This window comes from Blautia sp. An81 (genome assembly GCF_002161285.1).
Lineage (GTDB): Bacteria > Bacillota > Clostridia > Lachnospirales > Lachnospiraceae > Blautia > Blautia ornithocaccae.
Window position 1 is genome coordinate 26,379 of sequence record NZ_NFHH01000017.1, and the last position, 18,320, is coordinate 44,698.

The 18,320-nt window shown below is 46.7% G+C and carries 16 protein-coding genes and 1 pseudogene; 12 read left to right on the forward strand and 5 right to left on the reverse strand.

What is annotated here, in order from left to right; genetic code table 11:
* The first annotated feature begins 34 nt into the window (after positions 1-34).
* From B5G33_RS14085 to B5G33_RS14105, 5 genes are all read left to right on the forward strand, one after another.
* Entirely contained in the window at positions 35-1,420 is a 1,386-nt protein-coding gene (locus B5G33_RS14085; protein ID WP_087268640.1) for an ABC transporter substrate-binding protein, read from the forward strand.
* A gap of 61 nt (positions 1,421-1,481) precedes the next feature.
* A complete protein-coding gene (locus tag B5G33_RS14090) occupies positions 1,482-2,438 on the forward strand; it encodes a carbohydrate ABC transporter permease (protein WP_087268637.1) in 957 nt (318 codons plus the stop codon).
* 3 nt (positions 2,439-2,441) lie between these two features.
* Positions 2,442-3,287: a carbohydrate ABC transporter permease gene (locus B5G33_RS14095; protein WP_087268634.1), complete on the forward strand. Its 846-nt coding sequence runs from the start codon at positions 2,442-2,444 to the stop codon at positions 3,285-3,287.
* Positions 3,288-3,397: 110 nt separating this feature from the next.
* A complete protein-coding gene (locus tag B5G33_RS14100; protein WP_087418148.1) occupies positions 3,398-5,845 on the forward strand; it encodes a glycoside hydrolase family 3 protein in 2,448 nt (815 codons plus the stop codon).
* 129 nt (positions 5,846-5,974) lie between these two features.
* On the forward strand, positions 5,975-7,882 hold the full coding sequence (locus B5G33_RS14105; protein WP_087418104.1) for a DUF5696 domain-containing protein: 1,908 nt from the start codon (positions 5,975-5,977) through the stop codon (positions 7,880-7,882).
* Between the two features lie 99 nt (positions 7,883-7,981).
* Here the strand turns inward: B5G33_RS14105 and B5G33_RS14110 are convergent, their stop codons facing one another.
* A complete protein-coding gene (locus tag B5G33_RS14110) occupies positions 7,982-9,724 on the reverse strand; it encodes a proline--tRNA ligase (RefSeq protein WP_087268626.1) in 1,743 nt (580 codons plus the stop codon).
* A gap of 242 nt (positions 9,725-9,966) precedes the next feature.
* Here B5G33_RS14110 and B5G33_RS14115 point away from each other — a divergent pair, with 242 nt between their 5' ends.
* Genes B5G33_RS14115 through B5G33_RS14125 form a run of 3 tightly spaced genes read left to right on the forward strand, consistent with a single transcriptional unit; the run spans position 9,967 to position 11,955 of the window.
* Entirely contained in the window at positions 9,967-10,680 is a 714-nt protein-coding gene (locus tag B5G33_RS14115; RefSeq protein WP_087418105.1) for an AzlC family ABC transporter permease, read from the forward strand.
* Positions 10,677-11,003: a branched-chain amino acid transporter permease gene (locus B5G33_RS14120; protein ID WP_087418106.1), complete on the forward strand. Its 327-nt coding sequence runs from the start codon at positions 10,677-10,679 to the stop codon at positions 11,001-11,003. The genes B5G33_RS14115 and B5G33_RS14120 overlap by 4 nt, the downstream gene beginning before the upstream one ends.
* Before the next feature lie 40 nt (positions 11,004-11,043).
* Positions 11,044-11,955, forward strand: a complete 912-nt coding sequence (locus B5G33_RS14125; protein WP_087418107.1) for an alpha/beta hydrolase — start codon at positions 11,044-11,046, stop codon at positions 11,953-11,955.
* A gap of 166 nt (positions 11,956-12,121) precedes the next feature.
* On the opposite strand, the gene B5G33_RS14130 is transcribed toward B5G33_RS14125, so the two are convergent.
* Genes B5G33_RS14130 through B5G33_RS14140 form a run of 3 tightly spaced genes read right to left on the reverse strand, consistent with a single transcriptional unit; the run spans position 12,122 to position 14,005 of the window.
* Positions 12,122-12,772 carry an ABC-2 transporter permease gene (locus B5G33_RS14130; protein WP_087418108.1) on the reverse strand — a complete coding sequence of 217 codons (651 nt, stop codon included), beginning with the start codon at positions 12,770-12,772 and terminating at the stop codon, positions 12,122-12,124.
* Complete coding sequence (locus B5G33_RS14135) at positions 12,760-13,629, reverse strand: ABC transporter ATP-binding protein (protein ID WP_087418109.1); 870 nt, start codon at positions 13,627-13,629, stop codon at positions 12,760-12,762. Before B5G33_RS14135 ends, B5G33_RS14130 begins: the two co-directional genes overlap by 13 nt.
* A 1-nt stretch (position 13,630) precedes the next feature.
* Positions 13,631-14,005 carry a GntR family transcriptional regulator gene (locus B5G33_RS14140; RefSeq protein ID WP_087268612.1) on the reverse strand — a complete coding sequence of 125 codons (375 nt, stop codon included), beginning with the start codon at positions 14,003-14,005 and terminating at the stop codon, positions 13,631-13,633.
* A gap of 177 nt (positions 14,006-14,182) precedes the next feature.
* Here B5G33_RS14140 and B5G33_RS14145 point away from each other — a divergent pair, with 177 nt between their 5' ends.
* Both B5G33_RS14145 and rlmD read left to right on the forward strand, forming a co-directional pair.
* Positions 14,183-15,127: a ketopantoate reductase family protein gene (locus B5G33_RS14145; RefSeq protein ID WP_087418110.1), complete on the forward strand. Its 945-nt coding sequence runs from the start codon at positions 14,183-14,185 to the stop codon at positions 15,125-15,127.
* Positions 15,117-16,316, forward strand: coding sequence for a 23S rRNA (uracil(1939)-C(5))-methyltransferase RlmD (gene rlmD, locus B5G33_RS14150; protein ID WP_242974708.1), 1,200 nt, complete (start codon positions 15,117-15,119; stop codon positions 16,314-16,316). Before B5G33_RS14145 ends, rlmD begins: the two co-directional genes overlap by 11 nt.
* A 128-nt stretch (positions 16,317-16,444) precedes the next feature.
* Here rlmD and B5G33_RS22620 read toward each other — a convergent pair.
* A pseudogene (locus B5G33_RS22620) lies at positions 16,445-16,600 on the reverse strand (tyrosine-type recombinase/integrase); the annotation flags it as partial.
* 269 nt (positions 16,601-16,869) lie between these two features.
* On the opposite strand from B5G33_RS22620, the gene B5G33_RS14160 reads away from it, so the two are divergent.
* Positions 16,870-17,394 carry a DUF5720 family protein gene (locus B5G33_RS14160; protein WP_087418112.1) on the forward strand — a complete coding sequence of 175 codons (525 nt, stop codon included), beginning with the start codon at positions 16,870-16,872 and terminating at the stop codon, positions 17,392-17,394.
* A gap of 29 nt (positions 17,395-17,423) precedes the next feature.
* The gene (locus B5G33_RS14165) at positions 17,424-18,296 is read left to right on the forward strand and encodes a DUF6017 domain-containing protein (RefSeq protein WP_087418113.1); all 873 of its coding nucleotides are present in this window, start codon (positions 17,424-17,426) and stop codon (positions 18,294-18,296) included.
* Positions 18,297-18,320: the final 24 nt, after the last annotated feature.

Here is an 18,320-nt window from a genome sequence, read left to right on the forward strand (position 1 = left end):
CACAGAAAGAATTATGAACAGGAGGTTATATATAATGAAAAAGAAAGTGGTTGCAATGCTTTTAGCAGGCATTATGGCGGCCGGCGCTCTGGCAGGCTGCGGCGGTTCTTCTGATTCAGGACAGGGAGGATCCGGAAGCACAGAAGAAGGAAAGGTTATCAACATCTATACCTGGAATGATGAGTTCCGTACCCGTGTAGAGGCAGTTTATCCTGAAGTAGAAGAGACTTCCGCAGACGGAACCGTTACAACATTAAAGGATGGAACGGAAATCCACTGGATCGTAAACCCAAACCAGGACGGTGTGTATCAGCAGAAGCTGGATGAGGCCCTGATGAATCAGGCGGACGCAGCAGCAGATGATAAAGTGGATATCTTCTTATCTGAAACAGACTATGTGTATAAGTACACAGACGCTGAGGCTGATGTGGCTATGCCTCTTACAGATCTGGGGATCGATCCGGAGAAAGATCTGGCAGATCAGTATGAATTTACGAAAGTAACAGCTTCTGACCAGGACGGGGTACAGAGAGGTTCCACCTGGCAGTGCTGTCCGGGACTTCTGGTATACCGCAGAGATATTGCCAAAGATGTATTTGGCACAGATGATCCTGCAGCAGTAGGAGAGAAAGTAAAGGACTGGGATACATTGAAGACTACGGCTGAAGAATTAAAGGCAAAAGGCTACTATACCTTTTCTTCTTATGCAGATACTTTCCGTCTTTATGGAAACAGTATTTCTCAGCCTTGGGTAGCAGAGGGTGAAACAACTCTTAAAGTAGATCCTCAGATCATGGAGTGGGTGGAAACCTCCAAGGAATGGCTGGATGCAGGATATTATGATAAGACGGTAAAAGGCCAGTTTAATGACGACTGGAATAAGGCGATGGGTTCCGCTTCTAAAGTTTTTGCATTCCTTCTTCCGCCTTGGGGAATTGATTTTACTTTAAGTCCTAACTGGGACGGCGAAGCAGGCGCCTGGGCAGTTACCAATCCTCCTCAGGAATATAACTGGGGCGGTTCTTATATCCATGCCTGCACAGGAACAGACAATCCGGAACATGTAAAAGATATTATCCTGGCGCTTTCAGCAGATAAAGATAATCTCCTGCAGATCTCCAAAGACTATCTGGATTTCACTAACACAAAGAGTGGTATGTCTGAAGCGGCAGAAGATGACGCCAACTTCTCCTCCGAATTCCTTGGAGGACAGAATGCTTATAAATATTATGTGCCGGTAGCAGAAAATATTGAGATTGCTCCTCTTTCTGCTTACGACCAGGGATGTGTGGAACTGATCCAGAATGCTTTCAGCGATTACTTCCAGGGAAATGTTGACTTCGAGAGAGCAAAAGAAAACTTTGAAACTGCAATTAAAGAACGTTACCCGGATATTACAGAAATACAGTGGCCGGAATAAAGGGTAAAGTGCTGCCGTACAGAAGGTACGGCAGCCTTCTGACAGAAAGGAACGATGTTTTATGAAAAAAAAGAGTAAAAGCATCAGCTATGCAAAATGGGGATATCTTTTTATTCTTCCGTTTTTCGTTTGCTTTTTGATTTTTTCTCTGATTCCGCTGGTAGATACCATCCGGTACAGTTTCTTTGAATACTATCGTTCAGGAATCAAAGAAGTGGGGCCGAATTTCATAGGCCTGGAGAATTATATCAGCCTTCTGAAATCTGATATGTTTAAATATGGAGGAAATACACTGATTCTGTGGGTGATCGGATTTATTCCCCAGATCGTTATTGCCCTTCTTCTTGCCAGCTGGTTTACAGATATCCGTCTGAAAATCCATGGAAAACAGGCCTTTAAGGTAATTATTTACCTTCCCAACCTGATCATGGCCTCAGCTTTTGCCATGCTGTTCTTTGCCATGTTTTCCACTAACGGACCCATCAATTCTATTTTAACTTCATTGGGATGGATCAAAGAACCTATTGATTTTATGGGATCGGTTTTCGGGACCAGATCTTTGATCGGATTGATGAACTTCCTTATGTGGTTCGGAAATACCACCATTATGCTTATGGCGGCTATCATGGGAATCAGTCCGGATATTTTTGAAGCCTCAGAACTGGATGGCTGTGGCGGTCTGAAAAGATTTTTCTATATCACTCTGCCTCTGATCAGGCCGATCCTGGCTTACACATTGATCACTTCCATTATCGGCGGTCTGCAGATGTTTGATGTACCTCAGATCCTGACTAACGGACAGGGTAATCCAGACAGAACATCTATGACATTGATCATGTTCCTGAACAGCCACTTAAAGAGCAAAAACTATGGTATGGCAGGTGCTCTGTCTGTATACCTGTTTATTATCAGCGGTATTTTGTGCTTTATTGTATATAGGATGACCAATGATTCAGACCCGGACGGATCGAAAGCTGCTGCAAAGAGAAAAGCAAAAGAAGCGAGAAGGAGGAGATAAGTTATGAAATCAAAAGCAGCACAGAGAGCATGGAGCATTTTTGTCCATGTGATTCTTATTGCACTTTCATTTTTGTGCCTGTTTTTCTTCTACATCCTGATCGTCAATGCTACCCGTTCTCATGCTGAGCTTCAGAGAGGATTTTCGGCACTGCCGGGAAAATATTTCCTGGAAAATTTAAAAAATGTTGCTAATGACGGTACCTTCCCTATGTTTCAGGGAATTATCAACAGCCTGGTAGTCTCCGCCTGCTCAGCGGCTTTATGTACATATTTTTCTTCATTGACGGCATATGGACTTTATGCCTATGACTTTAAGATGAAGAAAGCCGCTTTTACTTTTATTATGGCGATTCTGGTAATGCCTACCCAGGTAACAGCTATGGGATTTCTGCGGTTGATCACAAATATGGGAATGTATGACTCTCTTCTCCCGTTAATCATACCTTCCATTGCCTCACCGTCAGTATTCTATTTTATGTACAGCTATCTGGAATCTTCCCTGCCTCTTTCGCTGGTGGAAGCGGCAAGAATCGACGGTTCCGGAGAATTCAAAACTTTTAATAAGATCGTCCTTCCGATCATGAAACCGGCTATTGCCGTTCAGGCGATTTTTACTTTTGTGGGATCCTGGAATAATTACTTCGTTCCCGCATTGGTTATCCAGTCAAAGGACAAAATGACAGTTCCTATTTTGATCGCAACCCTTCGTGGAGCGGACTACATGAACTTTGATATGGGAAAAATATACATGATGATCACAGTGGCCATTGTTCCGATCATTCTTGTATACCTGATCTTATCCAAATACATTATCGAAGGTGTAACCTTAGGCGGTGTAAAAGGATAAGGAATCAAAAACATATGAAAAACGTCATAGGACATTCCCTTTATGCTGTGTCAGGAAAACTATGGCGTTTTTCTTCTATTATTACAATTACAAATAGAGAGAGGAAAACTATGACAGCAGGAAATTGGACATACAGTGGAACTATGGATCATAAGCCTTCCAAGAGAGAAAAGGAACACCGGATACTGGCGAGAAAGGCTGCGGAGAAAGGAATTGTTCTTCTGAAAAATCAGGGGATCCTTCCTTTATCCCTTTCTTTGCCGGTAGCTCTTCTTGGAAGAGGAGGAGAAAAGACGGTAAAAGGGGGAACCGGCTCCGGAGATGTGAACAACCGGGAAAATATTTCTATTCTCAGAGCCCTGGAAGAGGCCGGGGTGACTATCACCAGTACAGACTGGATCAGGGATTATCATAACCGCTATGAAAATGCCAGACTTACCTGGAAAGAAAAAGTCCTGGAAGACGCCAAAAAGGCAGAGAATCCTTTTGACGCTTATGCAGAAAATCCATTTGCAATGCCGGAAGGGCGCCTTATATCCGATAAGGACCTCCAGGGAGCCAAAGCAGTGATCTATGTGATCAGCCGTATATCCGGAGAAGGAAAGGACCGGCGCAGGGAAAAAGGGGACTATTACCTGAGCCAGAATGAGGAAGAGGACCTTCTTTATCTTCATGAAAAACAGGTTCCCGTAATTCTGATCCTGAATTCCGGAGGGCCTGTGGAGCTGACGGATATTCTGGAGAAAGCAGAAAATATCCAGGCTGTTTTGTATATTTCCCAGCTGGGACAGGAAGGGGGCTATGCAGTTGCAGATATCCTTTTGGGAAAGGCGGTGCCGGAAGGCAAGCTGACATCAACCTGGGCGAGAAGATATGAAGACTATCCCTCAGCCCGGACTTTCGGCTATCTGAATGGAGATCTGGAAAAAGATGAATACAAAGAAGGCATTTACGTAGGCTATCGGTATTTTGATACCTTTTCTGTACGGCCCTTGTTTCCTTTTGGATATGGACTGTCCTATACTTCTTTTTCCATAGGATTTCAAGGTCTGGAAATCGGAGAAAAAAACATAGAGCTGACCGTTTCTGTAAAGAATACCGGAGAATGCTACAGCGGAAGAGAAGTGGTGCAGGTTTATATCACAGCGCCTCAGAACGGGGAAGGGAAAGAATACAAAAGACTGGCAGGTTTTGCAAAGACCGGGCTTCTTCAACCGGGACAGGAGCAGGAGATCAAGATCCGGATAGAGCAGAAGGAGCTGGCCAGCTTTAGGGAAGAATCCCATCAGTGGGTCATTGACAAAGGAAGTTACGGACTTTGGATAGGAAACAGCGGGGCCTCCCTTACACTGGCGGCCAAGCTCACTGTGTCTGAGACAAAAGTCATTGAGAAAACCTACAGGGTCTGCCCGAAACGGAGAGACTTTTCCGATTTACAGCCTCCTGCAGCCGGTGGCGACGAAATGGGGCTATGGAAAGAAGAGAAAAGTAATCTTGTTCCTTCCTGCCGGTTTATGCCTATGGAGGAAGAGAAGAAAATTTATGTGGCACCGCTGGCCCAGGATCATCCTGCGGAAGACCTGATCTCTCTTTTGTATGGAAATATTACCTGGGGAGCCAGCAACCTGGGATCTGCGGGAACCAGAGTGCCGGGCTCTGCAGGAGAAACTACCCGGGCCCTGGAAGAAAAATATGGGATCCCTTCCATGATCATGGCAGACGGTCCGGCAGGGATCCGTCTGAGACAGAGCTACCAGGTGGAACGTAAGACCGGGGAAGTTTACGGAATCGGCGTGCTGGGGGCTTTGGAGAATGGCTTTTTAGAGCCGGAAAAGCATCATGAGAATGCAGATGTATATTATCAGTACTGTACGGCCTTTCCTGTAGGAACTGCCCTGGCCCAGACCTGGGATCTGGAATTGATGAAGGAATTTGGAGAGGCTATTGGGAAAGAAATGGAGGAATTCCATATCAATCTTTGGCTGGCTCCGGGGATGAATATCCAGAGAAATCCTCTGTGTGGACGAAACTTTGAATATTATTCAGAAGATCCCTTTCTGTCTGGAAAACTGGCGGCAGCAGTGACTTTGGGAGTTCAGAGCCGAAAAGGCTGCGGTGTGACCATTAAGCATTTTGCCTGCAATAATCAGGAAGACAACCGGATGGGAGTGGATGCCTGCGTTTCAGAACGGGCTCTCAGGGAAATATATTTCCGGGGATTTGAGATTGCCATAAAAGAAAGTAATCCGGTGGCCATCATGAGTTCCTACAACCTGATCAATGGGGTTCATGCAGCCAACAGCAGAGATTTATGCACGGTTCTGGCAAGAGAAGAATGGGGCTTTGACGGCGTGATCATGAGCGACTGGAATACTACAGTTCCTGAAGACGGAAGCATACCATGGGAATGTGCAGCCGCAGGAAATGACATTATCATGCCGGGAAATGCAGAAGATGACAAAAATATCCGGGAAGCTTATGCAAAAGGACTGCTGTCAGAACAGACCATTCGGGAATGTGCCGGCAGGATATTGTATATGATAAAAAGATTAAGCTGAGATCCCACAGACTCTTTCTTGACATCCATGCTTAGATATTGTATTTATAAATCATGCATACCCTCAGTGTACAAGGGGTTCTTGTACGCTGGGGGTATTTACGAGAAAGGGACCAGAGGAAAAACAGCCATGAACAGAATTACAAAAAGCGGGATGGAGATTGAATTTGATAAAGAGACCTTGAGATTTTCTTTTCAGAAAGATGACGGATGCCGGTGGAGATGGGCCAGGAGCTATGCGCCATATATGGAATGCGAAAATGGAAATGTATTTTTTCATGACGCAGGGGAGATCACCCATGAACTGCTCCATACCGGAGTGGGAGAAGGGATATTAAGTACATACGGTGGCTTTGAAAAAGATGGAAAGGCCGTGCCCTATACATTTCAGACCCTGGTCTGGGTGGAAGGGGCTACAGGAGATGTGTACTGCGAATGGATCCCCCTTCAAGAAGAAGGGCTGGAAGTGAAGAAAGTCTTTTGGCCAGGCCCTATGGAATTTGAAGAGAGAAAAGAAAGCTGGTATACCCTTCTGACTCATCAGCAGGGAATTTTAATCCCAAATACCTGGGAAGTGGAGTTTCAGACTCCGGCATTTGACGGGATGTTCGGAACAGCAGGGGCTTATATGCCCTGGTTTGCCCAGGCCCGGGATGGGGAAGGGTACCTGGCAGTGTGCGTGACTCCGTGGAACAGCGGATACCAGGCAGAACATCCGGCAGGAGGGTCTTATACTAGGGTTTCCATGCGTTTTGAGCCCAGCCTTGGGAAGATAGACTACCGCCGCATTGTTAAGTATACATTTCTGAAACAGTGCGATCATAATATTATCTGCAAGACATACAGAAATTATGCGGAGGAACAGGGAAAGCTCCGGACTCTGGCAGAAAAAGCCATAAGGAATCCATCAATAGACCGGCTTATCGGCTGCGCCTTTTTACATAAAGGAATCAAGACATTTGTACAGCCGGATTCTGATTTTTATGACCCTGAGAAACCGGAGAAGAATAACCGCCTGACAACCTTTGCCCGGAGGGAGCAGGAGATCAGGCAGCTCCACGAGATGGGAGTAGAGAAGCTGTATCTCCACTTAGACGGCTGGGCAGAGCCGGGATATGATAACCGCCACCCGGATTACAGCCCTGCATGTAAAGCGGCAGGGGGATGGGAAGGAATGAAATCTCTGGTGGACACTATGCACGAATACGGATATTTATTCGGTATTCACGACCAGTATAGAGATTACCATCTGTCAGCCTCCAGCTTTGATGAAAATTTTGCCTGCCGTCTGCCGGACGGAACAATTCCACGGCATAAGCGGTGGGCGGGAGGCCCCCAGTCCTATCTTTGCGCTACCCAGGCCCCATACTATGTAAAAAGAAATTTTAAAGATCTGGAAGATCACGGGATCCGGCTGGACTGCGCATATCTGGACGTATTTACCTGCAACGAAGGAGATGAATGCGATAATCCGCTGCACCGTATGACAAGAAAGGAATGCTACGATCATCGTGCCTTGTGCTTCCAGTATCTTTTGAAAAAGGGGATCCTTCCAAGTTCGGAAGAGGTCAATGACTGGGCGGTCCAAAGCCAGGTGTTCTGCCATTATGCGCCCTATGATTTTATGATGCGTGCCCCTGGTACGCCTAAGCAGGGGATACCGGTGCCTCTTTATAATCTGGTTTATCATGACTGCGTGATCCAGCCATGGATGATGGAGAAAGTAAGTGAAAAGGAAGATTATATGCTTTATGCCCTGCTAAACGGCGGAGCACCCTATCTGGTGAGAGAGGGGGCTTATCCCAATACAGACGGAGCTTTTGAGGACAGGGTGGAAATGACGTTAGAAGAATGTATCTCCAGAGCAAAGGTTGTTTCAGATCTTCATGAAAAGGTGGGAAAATGTGAGATGGTAAGACATGAATTTGTTGAAGGGAATCCCCAGATACAGAAGACAGTTTTCTCCAATGGAATTTCTGTCCAGGTGGACTTTCAAAAGCAGACCTATGAAATCAGGAATGAAGGAATGAATGGATAGGTTATCAGAAGAAACAAAAATGTTCAGGATCGGGATACCTGTAAAAGATCCCGATCCCGAACAGAAAATACAGATCCGGATGTCCAAGGGGAAGGAGTTTTACTTCCGTGGTTCTACCTGTGCATTGATCTCTTCAAAGAGTTCCCGGATAACTCCCTGGATTTCCGCCACTGCATTTCCTAAGTCTATGAGCTTGGAAATCCCTTTGTCTCTGGTTACTAATTCCAGCTGGCCGTTTTTCAGGTTTTTGGGCCCTACCACCACACGGACCGGAACACCCAAAAGGTCTGCGTCGGCAAACATGGCCCCTGCCCGGATGTCACGGTCATCATAGATCACTTCCACACCGGCTTTCTGCAAATCTTCATATAAGCTGTCTGCAGCAGTTTTGCAGGCTTCCTGGTCCACACGCATACAGCACAGATGTACCTGCCATGGAGCGATGGAAATAGGCCAGATAGGGCCGTTGTCATCGTGCCTTGCCTCGCATACAGAGGCTGCCAGACGGCCTACGCCGATGCCGTAGCAGCCCATGACCGGATATTTTACAGAGCCGTCGGCGTCTGTATAGGTCATATTCATGGACTTGGTATATTTAGTGCCAAGCTGGAAGATATTTCCCACCTCGATACCACGTTTTACCTGAATGGTCTTTTTGCCGCAGCAGGGGCAGATCCCTCCTGTTTTGATCTTGGACACATCTGCATAGTCTACATCTCCCAGGTCTCTTGGGATATTTAATCCTTTATAATGATAGTTTTCCTCATTTGCACCGCAGGTCAGATACTGGATCCCTTTCAGAGAAGAGTCATAGATCACCTGACAATCTGCCTTTAGCTGATAAGGTCCGGTAAATCCGGCGGCAATTCCGCTTTCCGCAGTGATCTCGGCAGGATGGACTTTCTCTCCCAGGTAATTGGTCAGCTTTGTCTCATTTACTTCATAATCCCCTCTCAGGAATACGATCACATATTCGTCATTTGAGTTTTTCTGATACATTACGGCTTTGCAGGAATATTCCACAGGAACGCCCAGGAAGTCTACCACTTCTTCAATAGTCTTGCAGTGAGGGGTGTAGACTTTCTCCAGTTCTCCCATTTCCAGGCCGCCTTCATTTACTACTTTATTTGGAGCTGCTTCCATATTGGAACGGTAGCCGCATTCCGGACAGATCACAATGGAATCCTCTCCGGCGTCTGCCAGGAGCATATATTCATGGGAAACACTGCCGCCCATCATGCCGGAATCAGACTGTACTGCGATAACTTCCGGAACTCCTGCCCGCTGGAAGATACGGTTATAGGTATGATAGAAAGTATCATAGCAGCGGTCCAGATCCTCCTGGGAGGTATGGAAGGAATAGGCGTCTTTCATGGTAAATTCCCGGACACGGATCAGGCCGGCTCTGGGACGGGCCTCGTCACGGAATTTGGTCTGGATCTGATAGATCATAAAGGGATATTTAGTGTATGTCTGGCCATACTCTCTTACCAGCTGGACAGAGGCTTCCTCATGGGTCATACCCAGGACCATCTGGCTGCCGTTCCGGTCTTTAAAACGGAGAAGTTCCTCGCCAACACTTTCAAAACGGCCGGATTCTTCCCAGAGGCTGCCGGGAAGGGCAACAGGGAAGAGTACTTCCTGACCGCCGATAGCATCCATTTCTTCCCGGATGATCTCCTCGATCTTTCTGGTGATCCTCTTCATAGGAGGATACAGGGAATAGATGCCATTTGCCACATATTTGATATAGCCGCCCCGGATGGTAAAAGCATGGCTGTCGATCACGCAGTCAGCAGGGCGCTCTTTAAAACGGTCGCCAACAAGATTTCTAAGTTTCATAATGCTCTCCTTTTCATTTGTCCTTTCTGCGGCTAGTATACCGCAAAGCAGAGAGACAGGCAAGCATTTCCGTTTATTCCCGCAAGCAACGAGCTAAACCGGCGTGTTTGCATGTCCATTTGGCGACGGCTTATGTTATAAAGGGAAGAGTCGGAAAAGGACTTATATATTGCAAATAATTCTTGAACAGAAACCGGCCTGGTGCTAAGCTTAATACATACGACTGCTGACAGGAGACAAACATGAGCGAGAATATAAAAACACTGAAAAAAGCCTTTCTTTGTGCCTTTCCCCATACCATACCTATCTTTGCAGGATTCTGGTTTCTGGGCATGACTTACGGCATTTACATGAATGTTTCGGGATTCAGTTTCTGGTATCCCATGGTCATGAGCCTGACTATCTTTGCAGGCTCTATAGAATTCGTAGCGGTAAATATGCTTCTGGGAGCTTTTAATCCCCTTCAGGCCCTGGCAATGACCCTGATGATCAACGCCAGACATTTATTTTACGGGATATCTATGCTGGACAGATTCCGGGGAATGGGATGGAAAAAGATATATCTGATCTTCGGTATGTGCGATGAGACATTCTCTATCAATTACACTGCTGAAGTCCCGCCGGATGTAGATCGGGGCTGGTTTATGTTTTTTGTTACTCTGCTGAATCATTTTTACTGGTTTTTCGGAGCCACCCTGGGAGGGATCTTCGGAGGCCTGATCCATTTCAGCACAGAGGGACTGGACTTTGTAGTAACTGCCATGTTTGTGGTGATCTTCCTGGAGCAATGGCTGAAAGAGAAAAATTATACCAGCGCCTTAGCCGGCCTGGGAATTTCCCTTCTCTGCCTGGCCACTTTTGGAGCAGAGAGTTTTATCCTTCCGGCTATGGCAGGAATCCTTCTGGCACTTTCCTTCCTTCGGAAACCCTTGGAGAAAGGAGGAATGCCCTTATGACTTTATCACAGGAGATTATTACTATAGGAATGGTAGTCCTGGGGACCGCCCTTACCAGATATCTGCCCTTTCTTCTCTTTCCGGCAGGAAAGCCAACCCCCAAATATATACAGTATCTGGGGAAAGTGCTCCCCGGGGCGGTGTTTGGCCTGCTGGTGATCTACAGTCTGCGCAATGTCAGTCCGCTTTCCGGGAGCCATGGCATACCGGAACTGCTGGCTGTTCTGGCAGTGGTCCTTCTCCATTTGTGGAAACGGCAGATGCTGCTGTCGATTGCGGGAGGAACGGCTCTTTATATGCTTTTGGTACAGATGGTCTTTTAAAACGGTGTAAAGAAAAATGTAACGGATAAGGAGGAAGAATATGGAGATTAAAGACTGGACTTATGAAGACTTTCCGGAATTTGACCAGCCTGTGGAAGGAGCGGAGGTTCTTTCCACTACAGGAGATGAAGTCGGATTTGCTTATTTTCATGATGTGGAATACGCCAACGTGGATGGAATCCCTCTTCATCTTCAGATCATAAAGCCCTTTACCAGAAACGAACCGGAGAAAATCTACCCCTGTATAGTGTTTGTCCAGGGGTCTGCCTGGATGAAACAGGATGTTTATGCCAAGATTCCTATGCTGGCCCGGTTGGCGGGAAAGGGTTATGTGATCGCTGTGGTGGAGTACCGGCATTCAGGACAGGCCTCTTTCCCGGCCCAGGCTCTGGATGCCAGGAATGCTGTGCGCTTTATGCGGAAAAACAGCAAAAATTATCAGATCGATCCGGAGAAGATTGTAATAGGAGGGGATTCCTCCGGAGGCCATACAGCTATGTTTGCAGGAATCCTTCAGGATGATGATCAGGCAACCAATTTGTATCCGGGAATATCAGCCTCAGCGAAGGGGATTTTAAACTATTATGGTTCTGTCAGCGTTATGCTGAAAGACAGTAATCCCACTACCATCAATCATCATATGCCGGACAGCCCTGAGGGCATGGAAATGGGGGGAGTGAATCTGAAGGAACGGCCGGATCTGTGCAGGAAACTGTCTGTGGAATGCAATATTACAGAAGACACAGACCTTCCTCCGGTGCTGATCTTCCATGGGACTAAGGACCGGATCGTGAATACCCGCCAGAGTGTAAATTTGTATAGAAGACTGAAAGAAACAGGAAAAGAAGCCTGCCTGTACCTGATCCGGGGAGCGGACCACGGAGGCGCAGAATTCTGGACAGAGGAGGTCTGCGGGATCGCAGATAGATTTATAAAGAAATGTCTGTCATAAAAATGCCGCTGCACCACAGCATGAAAAGGCGTGGTGCAGCGGTATTTTGTGCGATACGTCGGTAGGACGACCAACCTGTTTGCACGAGCGGGCATCCGACCGGCAACGGACAGCGAACAGCAATGCCGTGAGCTGGCCGAGATAATAGGCAGAGAAGAAGCCAATGCTAGCGGCAGCTTCTGATAAAAGCCTTCATAGAGACACTGTAGGAGATGATCCCTGTGACTGCCACGATCCCCACTGCGATCCCCCACAGAAGAGGAAGTGGAAGAATGAGCAGATCCAGTGGATCTATATCCAGAAAAAGATACAGGATATAGGCAGCTGCTGCCAGTAAAACAAAAACGGTATAGAAGATCGTAGAAATATTGATATTTCCAACAAAAGATACCATCACATTGATCAGCGTCATAAATAAAGCGATCAGAAGGCCGCCTGCAAAGATCCCCAGATAGACAGCAGGACTGTAGGTCCTGTATATAAGGAAATGCAGCACAAGGAAAAGAATCATAACCCCGATGCCGTAAAGCTGATACAGGCAGCAGGAAAGGTATCTGGAAAGGACCAGCTCTCTTTTGGAAAAGGGAAAGGTCATGGAAAGCATCCGGCCTTTATAGCTGGAGTCCGCCTCTATTAAAGTGATCGGAATGATAGAGGTCTGTGTAGGCAGATAGAGAAGAACGATGCTCAGCGGACTGAATTTATATTTTCCTAACAGTATGAGAAACATGAGAAAAAACAGTATATCCGGTATAATATTTCCAAGAAAAGAACGACGGATCTGGGTAATAATATCCCGATAAATTAATCCTGACATGGCAATACCCCCTTTGTGGAAAATAACATGAAATCTTCTAATGTGGCCCGATCCATGACCAGATCCTGAAACTGGTTCAGGAGAGCCTGCTTGTTTTTAACCAGCACTTTGCAGGAAAAATCCTCTGGTATATAGGCTTCATAGTCATATGGAGAAAGAATCTGGAGAAAATCCTTCCGGCAGCGGAGAATCCCATAGTTGTTTTCAATCTCTTCCATAGAGCGGAAAAACTGCAGCTTTCCCTGATGGAGAAAGAGGATATAGTCTGCAATCTTATCCAGGTCGCTGGTGATATGGGAAGAAATCAGCACAGAGTGATTTTCGTCCATGACAAATTCCTGCAGAAGTTCCAGAATCTCATCCCTCATGACGGGGTCCAGCCCTGAGGTGGCTTCGTCCAGGATCAGAAGCTCCGGATGATAGGAGAGAGCCAGGGCAAAATTCAGCTTTACCAGCATACCCTTTGAAAAACTTTTGATCTTTTTGTCCAGTGGAAGAGAAAAACGCTCCAGATACTGATGAAATAATCGGCTGTCCCAGTTTTTGTAGATTCTTTTATAAGTATTTTCCAGGTCCCTGCAGTAGAGGCGGGGATTCTGATTCAATCCGTCCATGACAAGGCCAACCTTCTGAAGATTTTCCTTCCGGCTTTCCTGCCAGTTTTTGCCGAAGAGGCGGATTTCTCCGCTGTCCGGAGAGATCATTTCAAATACAGACATCAGTGTGGTGGTCTTTCCTGCCCCATTTTCTCCTATCATTCCTACGATCATGCCCCGGGGAATCTGAAAGCTTATATGATCCAGGGTAAAATCCTTATACTTTTTTGTAAGCTTATCAACTGAAAGAATTGGTTCCATATTATTCCTCCTCATAAAACATCCGAAGAATCTGGATCATCTGGTCACAGGAAATATGATATTCTTTCCCGATATCAGCCACCTCCATCAGCTTTTTTTCTGCGATACGGAGATGTTCCTCCCGGATAAAATCCTGATTCTGGGCAGCTACAAAGGTTCCTTTGCCTGCCACGGTTTCAATAAACCCATCCCGCTGAAGTTCCTCATAAGCATGCTGTGCGGTGATCACACTTACATGAAGGCTTTTGGCCAGTCCCCGGATAGAGGGGAGAGGATCCTTAGGTTTTAGTTCGCCGCTCATGATCATGGCCTTGATCTGAGTGACAATCTGTTCATAGATGGGCTGACTGTTGCTGCTACTTAAAATAATATTCATCTTTTCACCTCGGTGTACTTACTGTATATATACTGTACTTGTTTGATAGGTACAGTATATATACAGTAAGTACATTTGTCAATAGGTTTTATGGAAAATTTTTAAGTCATGGAAAACCTGATGTAATTATGATAAAATGAGAAAGAATATTCAGCGCTTGACAGGAGGGAAAGAAAGATGGAGAAAAAATTAAAGTATCTGGTCATAGGAGCCGGGGGAACCGGAGGACCTATCGGAGGCTATCTTGCGAGAGCAGGAAAAGATGTAACCCTCATCGCCAGGGGCAGACATATGGAGGCAATGAAAGCCCATGGATTGGAAATTGAGCTGGCAGGGGAATCTTTTGTGGCTCCGGTAAAGGCCTGCTCTATGGAGGAATATAAGGAAACAGCAGATGTGATCTTTGTATGTGTAAAAGGGTATTCTCTGGAAGAGGCGGCAGAGTTTATTAAGAAAGCAGCGGATGCCCATACCGTTGTGATCCCTATTTTAAATATCTATGGAACCGGAGGAAAGCTTCAGGAAATGCTGCCGGATATTACCGTCACGGACGGATGTATCTATATTGCATCCCAGATTAAAGAACCTGGAAAAATCCTGATGTCGGGAAAAATCTTCCGGGTGGTTTATGGTCTTAGAAAAGATACTTCAAAGGAAATAGAAGAAAAAGTCATGCCTGTGCTGAAAAAAGTTGAGGCAGATCTGAAAGCTGCAGAAATCCTTCCTGTACTGTCTTCTAATATAGAAAGAGATGCCCTTCAGAAATTCTCTTTTGTTTCACCTATGGCTGCTGTGGGAGCATGCTATGAGGCTCCGGCTGCTGTAATGCAGGAAGGCGGAGAGAAGAGGGAAACCTTTATAGAGCTTATAAAGGAGATCCAGAAAATCGCATCTGCTATGGCTGTGGAGCTGCCGGAAAACATTGTGGAGATTAACCTGCAGATCATGGATGACCTGGCCCCTACGGCAAGCTCTTCTATGCAGAGAGACATTGCCGCAGGCAAACAGTCAGAAGTTGACGGTCTGATCTATCAGGTAGTGCGGCTGGGCAAACAGTACCAGGTAGATGTGCCGGTATACGAAGAAATCGGAGAAAAGCTGAGGGAAAGACTTGGAAATTAAAGAAAAGCACACAGAAAAAGCATATAAAGCATATAAGGAAAAGGAACAGCTTTCCTGTCCTCTTTTAAAGCAGGGATGCGGGGGCTGTCCCATGCTTGCGCTTCCTTATGAAGAGCAGCTTCGAAAAAAACAAAAAAAGATAAAAAAACTTCTGGGGAATTTCGGAAAACCACAGCCCATTATTGGAATGGAAAATCCCTGGCATTATCGGAATAAAGCAATTTCTACCTTTACCTATGCCCAGGGCAGACAGGTGAAGAGCGGAATCTATGTCCAGGGAACCCACCATGTAATTCCCGTAGAAAACTGCCTGCTGCATCATCCGGCACTGGACGAAGCTGTCAGAGCCGTGAGGAAGGCAGTGCGGGAATTTAAGTATCCGGTCTATGATGAGGACAGGAAAACAGGGCTAGTCCGTCATATTCTGGTCCGCCACAGTCTTGCAGAGGACCAGGTCCTGGCTGCGCTGGTCACTTCTTCTCCAGTGCTGCCGGGCGCCAAAGCTTTCGCAAAAAGGGTCCGCCAGCTCTGTCCAAGGATCACTACTCTTGTACAGAATATTAATGAGCGTTCTACCAGTGCTGTGTTGGGCTATAAAGAGAGAATCCTATATGGAAAAGGATATATCCAGGATACACTCTGCGGTATCCGGTTCAGAATCTCAGGCTCCAGTTTTTATCAGATCAATCCGGTACAGACAGAGATTCTTTACAGAACTGCTGTGGAAGCGGCAGGACTGGACAAAAGCCAGACTGTGCTGGACGCCTATTGCGGAGTGGGAACCATCGGTCTTTCCGCAGCTTCCAGAGCAAAAAAGGTTATAGGAGTGGAATTAAATAAAAGCGCTGTAAGATGTGCCTGGGAAAATGCCAGGGAAAACGGAATCCAGAACGCCCAGTTTCTCTGCGCAGACGCTACAGATTTTATCCGGAAAATGGCTGCAAAAGGGGAGCGGGCAGACGTAGTATTTATGGACCCGCCCCGGGCCGGAAGTACGCCGGAGTTTTTGCGGGCAGTGTCCTCCATGAGACCGGAGAAGATCGTATATGTATCCTGCAATCCGGAAACCCAGAAAAGAGACTTAGAGCTGCTGACAAAAGACGGGTGGCAGGTGAAGCTGATCCAGGGAGTGGATATGTTTCCGCATACGGAGGGGATAGAGACGGTGGTGTCTCTGGCCCGGAAATAGGCGGGACTACAGCATTTCTATGGCTGAGTTCAGTGTATTTGCCACCCATTTGCCACCCAGAGAATTAAACTTAGTAGTAAATAGTCAAGAACGGCTGAACACATTGAACAGTGAATAGGCCGTTCTTTTTATGCTTGTGTGGCCTTTTCAAATATGTCAACAGCATTTTGCTGCATTACATTAGTATTAAATGTATAAGTCTGTAATGTAGTCTTTATATCCTTGTGACCTAACCGCTCCATAACGGTTTTGGGATTTACACCATTCTCTGCCAGGATAGTTCCATGTGTGTGCCGTTACGGTATAATAACGACAAACGGAAAAAGCCTTGATTTTCAAGGGGTTTGAGCGTTTGCCGTCATTTATTCAATTCCTTTTCCAAGTTGAAATCTGACGAGAAAAATATCGAAAAAAGGAGGCTGTTTCATTAACGACAAAATTTAATAGCGCCAGCGGTCCGGTGTATTGCCTGGCCGCTGATTGCCGTGGGCGTTTCACTTTTATAGGTGGGCGTCCTTTTTTTGTACTCATTTTCAGGAGAAAGGAGATTCACATGGAACTGAACGAAATGGAAAAGCGCCTGATATTCCAGACGGAAGGCTATGGGAAATCAGATGTCACATATGAGCTGCGCATGTGCCTCCCCTATATACCGGACCCGGTAAGGAGGAAAACGGCGGCGGAGCTTGTGCGAAAGCTGGATGCCATGCCGGAAAAAGACTGCCTGGCTCTTATTCAGGATATTCGGAAAAACTACCGGATTCCGGCAGGGCCTAAGACGATGGGGGAACTACTGGCGGAGGCCAGGCAGAAATCCGGTGCGGAGAAATTGAAGGGGCATGACATCATGGCCCTGGAACGCTTCGACCCGGAAGTAAAGCACATGATCGTCTTTGACGTGCTTTCAGGTAATGCCCCTGTCGGGGATAAAGGAGATAAGATGCGCCTGTTCCTTACGAATGTCGGCTACCAAAAATTCATAGACAGCCAGGAACGGGGCGAAGTCAAATTGAAAAACCATGCGAAGGTTGCGCCGGGCGGCCATCTGCACTATGACCGCAGGGACCGCGCCTTGTAGCCCGGAGGGAAAGGAAGGAGGTTTTTGTTATGGCTGTATTCCGGGTAGAAAAAACAAAGGACTTCACGATCATGTGCAACCACCACCTGCGCAATACGGAACTGTCCTTAAAGGCAAAGGGGCTTCTCTCGCTCATGCTGTCGCTGCCGGAAGATTGGGACTATACCACAAAGGGGCTCGCCCATATCTGCAAGGACGGCGTGGATTCAATCACTACCGCCCTGAAAGAGCTGGAGCGGCACGGGTACCTCACCAGGCAGCGCCTCCGCTATGAGAACGGGCAGCTCGGAGACATCGAGTATACGATCCATGAAAAGCCTGTAAATGCTGAAAAACAGGAGGATTCACCTAAACGGGAAAATCCAAGACAGGTAAATCCAGGACAGGCAAAACCTGAACAGGGGGAACCTGGACAGGGAAATCCCGCACAATTAAATACTAATTCATTAAAAACTAAAAAATCAAAAACGGATATATCAAGGACCCATCCATCAATCTATCCGTCAGGGCCGGAGGCGGCAGGCCGTTCGGATGGGATGGATCGGATAGAGCTGGCAGACGCTTACCGTGAAATCCTGAAAGAAAATATTGAGTATGGCTGTATGGTTTCCCGGTATGGGAAAGAACGCTTAGACGAGACGGTGGAGCTTATGCTTGAAGTGGTTTTATCCAAACGTCCATATATCCGTATCGCCGGGGATGATTTTCCCAGGGAGGTGGTAAAGGGCCGCTTCCTGAAAATCAATTCCGGCCACCTGGAGTATGTCTTTGACTGCATTGACAGGAACACCACGAAAGTCGGGAACATCAAGGCATACCTGCTGGCGGCGCTCTATAATGCCCCGGCAACAATGGACAGCTATTACCGTGCAGAGGTCAACCATGACCTGTACGGCTGTTAGGCGCCTTCCGGCGTCTTTTTTCAT

What these genes read in the sequence shown, in the direction of transcription:
- B5G33_RS14085 (WP_087268640.1), top strand. Translation starts at nt 35, where the DNA reads ATGAAAAAGAAAGTGGTTGCAATGCTTTTAGCAGGCATTATGGCGGCC.
- B5G33_RS14090 (WP_087268637.1), top strand. Translation starts at nt 1,482, where the DNA reads ATGAAAAAAAAGAGTAAAAGCATCAGCTATGCAAAATGGGGATATCTT.
- B5G33_RS14095 (WP_087268634.1), top strand. Translation starts at nt 2,442, where the DNA reads ATGAAATCAAAAGCAGCACAGAGAGCATGGAGCATTTTTGTCCATGTG.
- B5G33_RS14100 (WP_087418148.1), top strand. Translation starts at nt 3,398, where the DNA reads ATGACAGCAGGAAATTGGACATACAGTGGAACTATGGATCATAAGCCT.
- B5G33_RS14105 (WP_087418104.1), top strand. Translation starts at nt 5,975, where the DNA reads ATGAACAGAATTACAAAAAGCGGGATGGAGATTGAATTTGATAAAGAG.
- B5G33_RS14110 (WP_087268626.1), bottom strand. Translation starts at nt 9,724, where the DNA reads ATGAAACTTAGAAATCTTGTTGGCGACCGTTTTAAAGAGCGCCCTGCT.
- B5G33_RS14115 (WP_087418105.1), top strand. Translation starts at nt 9,967, where the DNA reads ATGAGCGAGAATATAAAAACACTGAAAAAAGCCTTTCTTTGTGCCTTT.
- B5G33_RS14120 (WP_087418106.1), top strand. Translation starts at nt 10,677, where the DNA reads ATGACTTTATCACAGGAGATTATTACTATAGGAATGGTAGTCCTGGGG.
- B5G33_RS14125 (WP_087418107.1), top strand. Translation starts at nt 11,044, where the DNA reads ATGGAGATTAAAGACTGGACTTATGAAGACTTTCCGGAATTTGACCAG.
- B5G33_RS14130 (WP_087418108.1), bottom strand. Translation starts at nt 12,772, where the DNA reads ATGTCAGGATTAATTTATCGGGATATTATTACCCAGATCCGTCGTTCT.
- B5G33_RS14135 (WP_087418109.1), bottom strand. Translation starts at nt 13,629, where the DNA reads ATGGAACCAATTCTTTCAGTTGATAAGCTTACAAAAAAGTATAAGGAT.
- B5G33_RS14140 (WP_087268612.1), bottom strand. Translation starts at nt 14,005, where the DNA reads ATGAATATTATTTTAAGTAGCAGCAACAGTCAGCCCATCTATGAACAG.
- B5G33_RS14145 (WP_087418110.1), top strand. Translation starts at nt 14,183, where the DNA reads ATGGAGAAAAAATTAAAGTATCTGGTCATAGGAGCCGGGGGAACCGGA.
- B5G33_RS14160 (WP_087418112.1), top strand. Translation starts at nt 16,870, where the DNA reads ATGGAACTGAACGAAATGGAAAAGCGCCTGATATTCCAGACGGAAGGC.
- B5G33_RS14165 (WP_087418113.1), top strand. Translation starts at nt 17,424, where the DNA reads ATGGCTGTATTCCGGGTAGAAAAAACAAAGGACTTCACGATCATGTGC.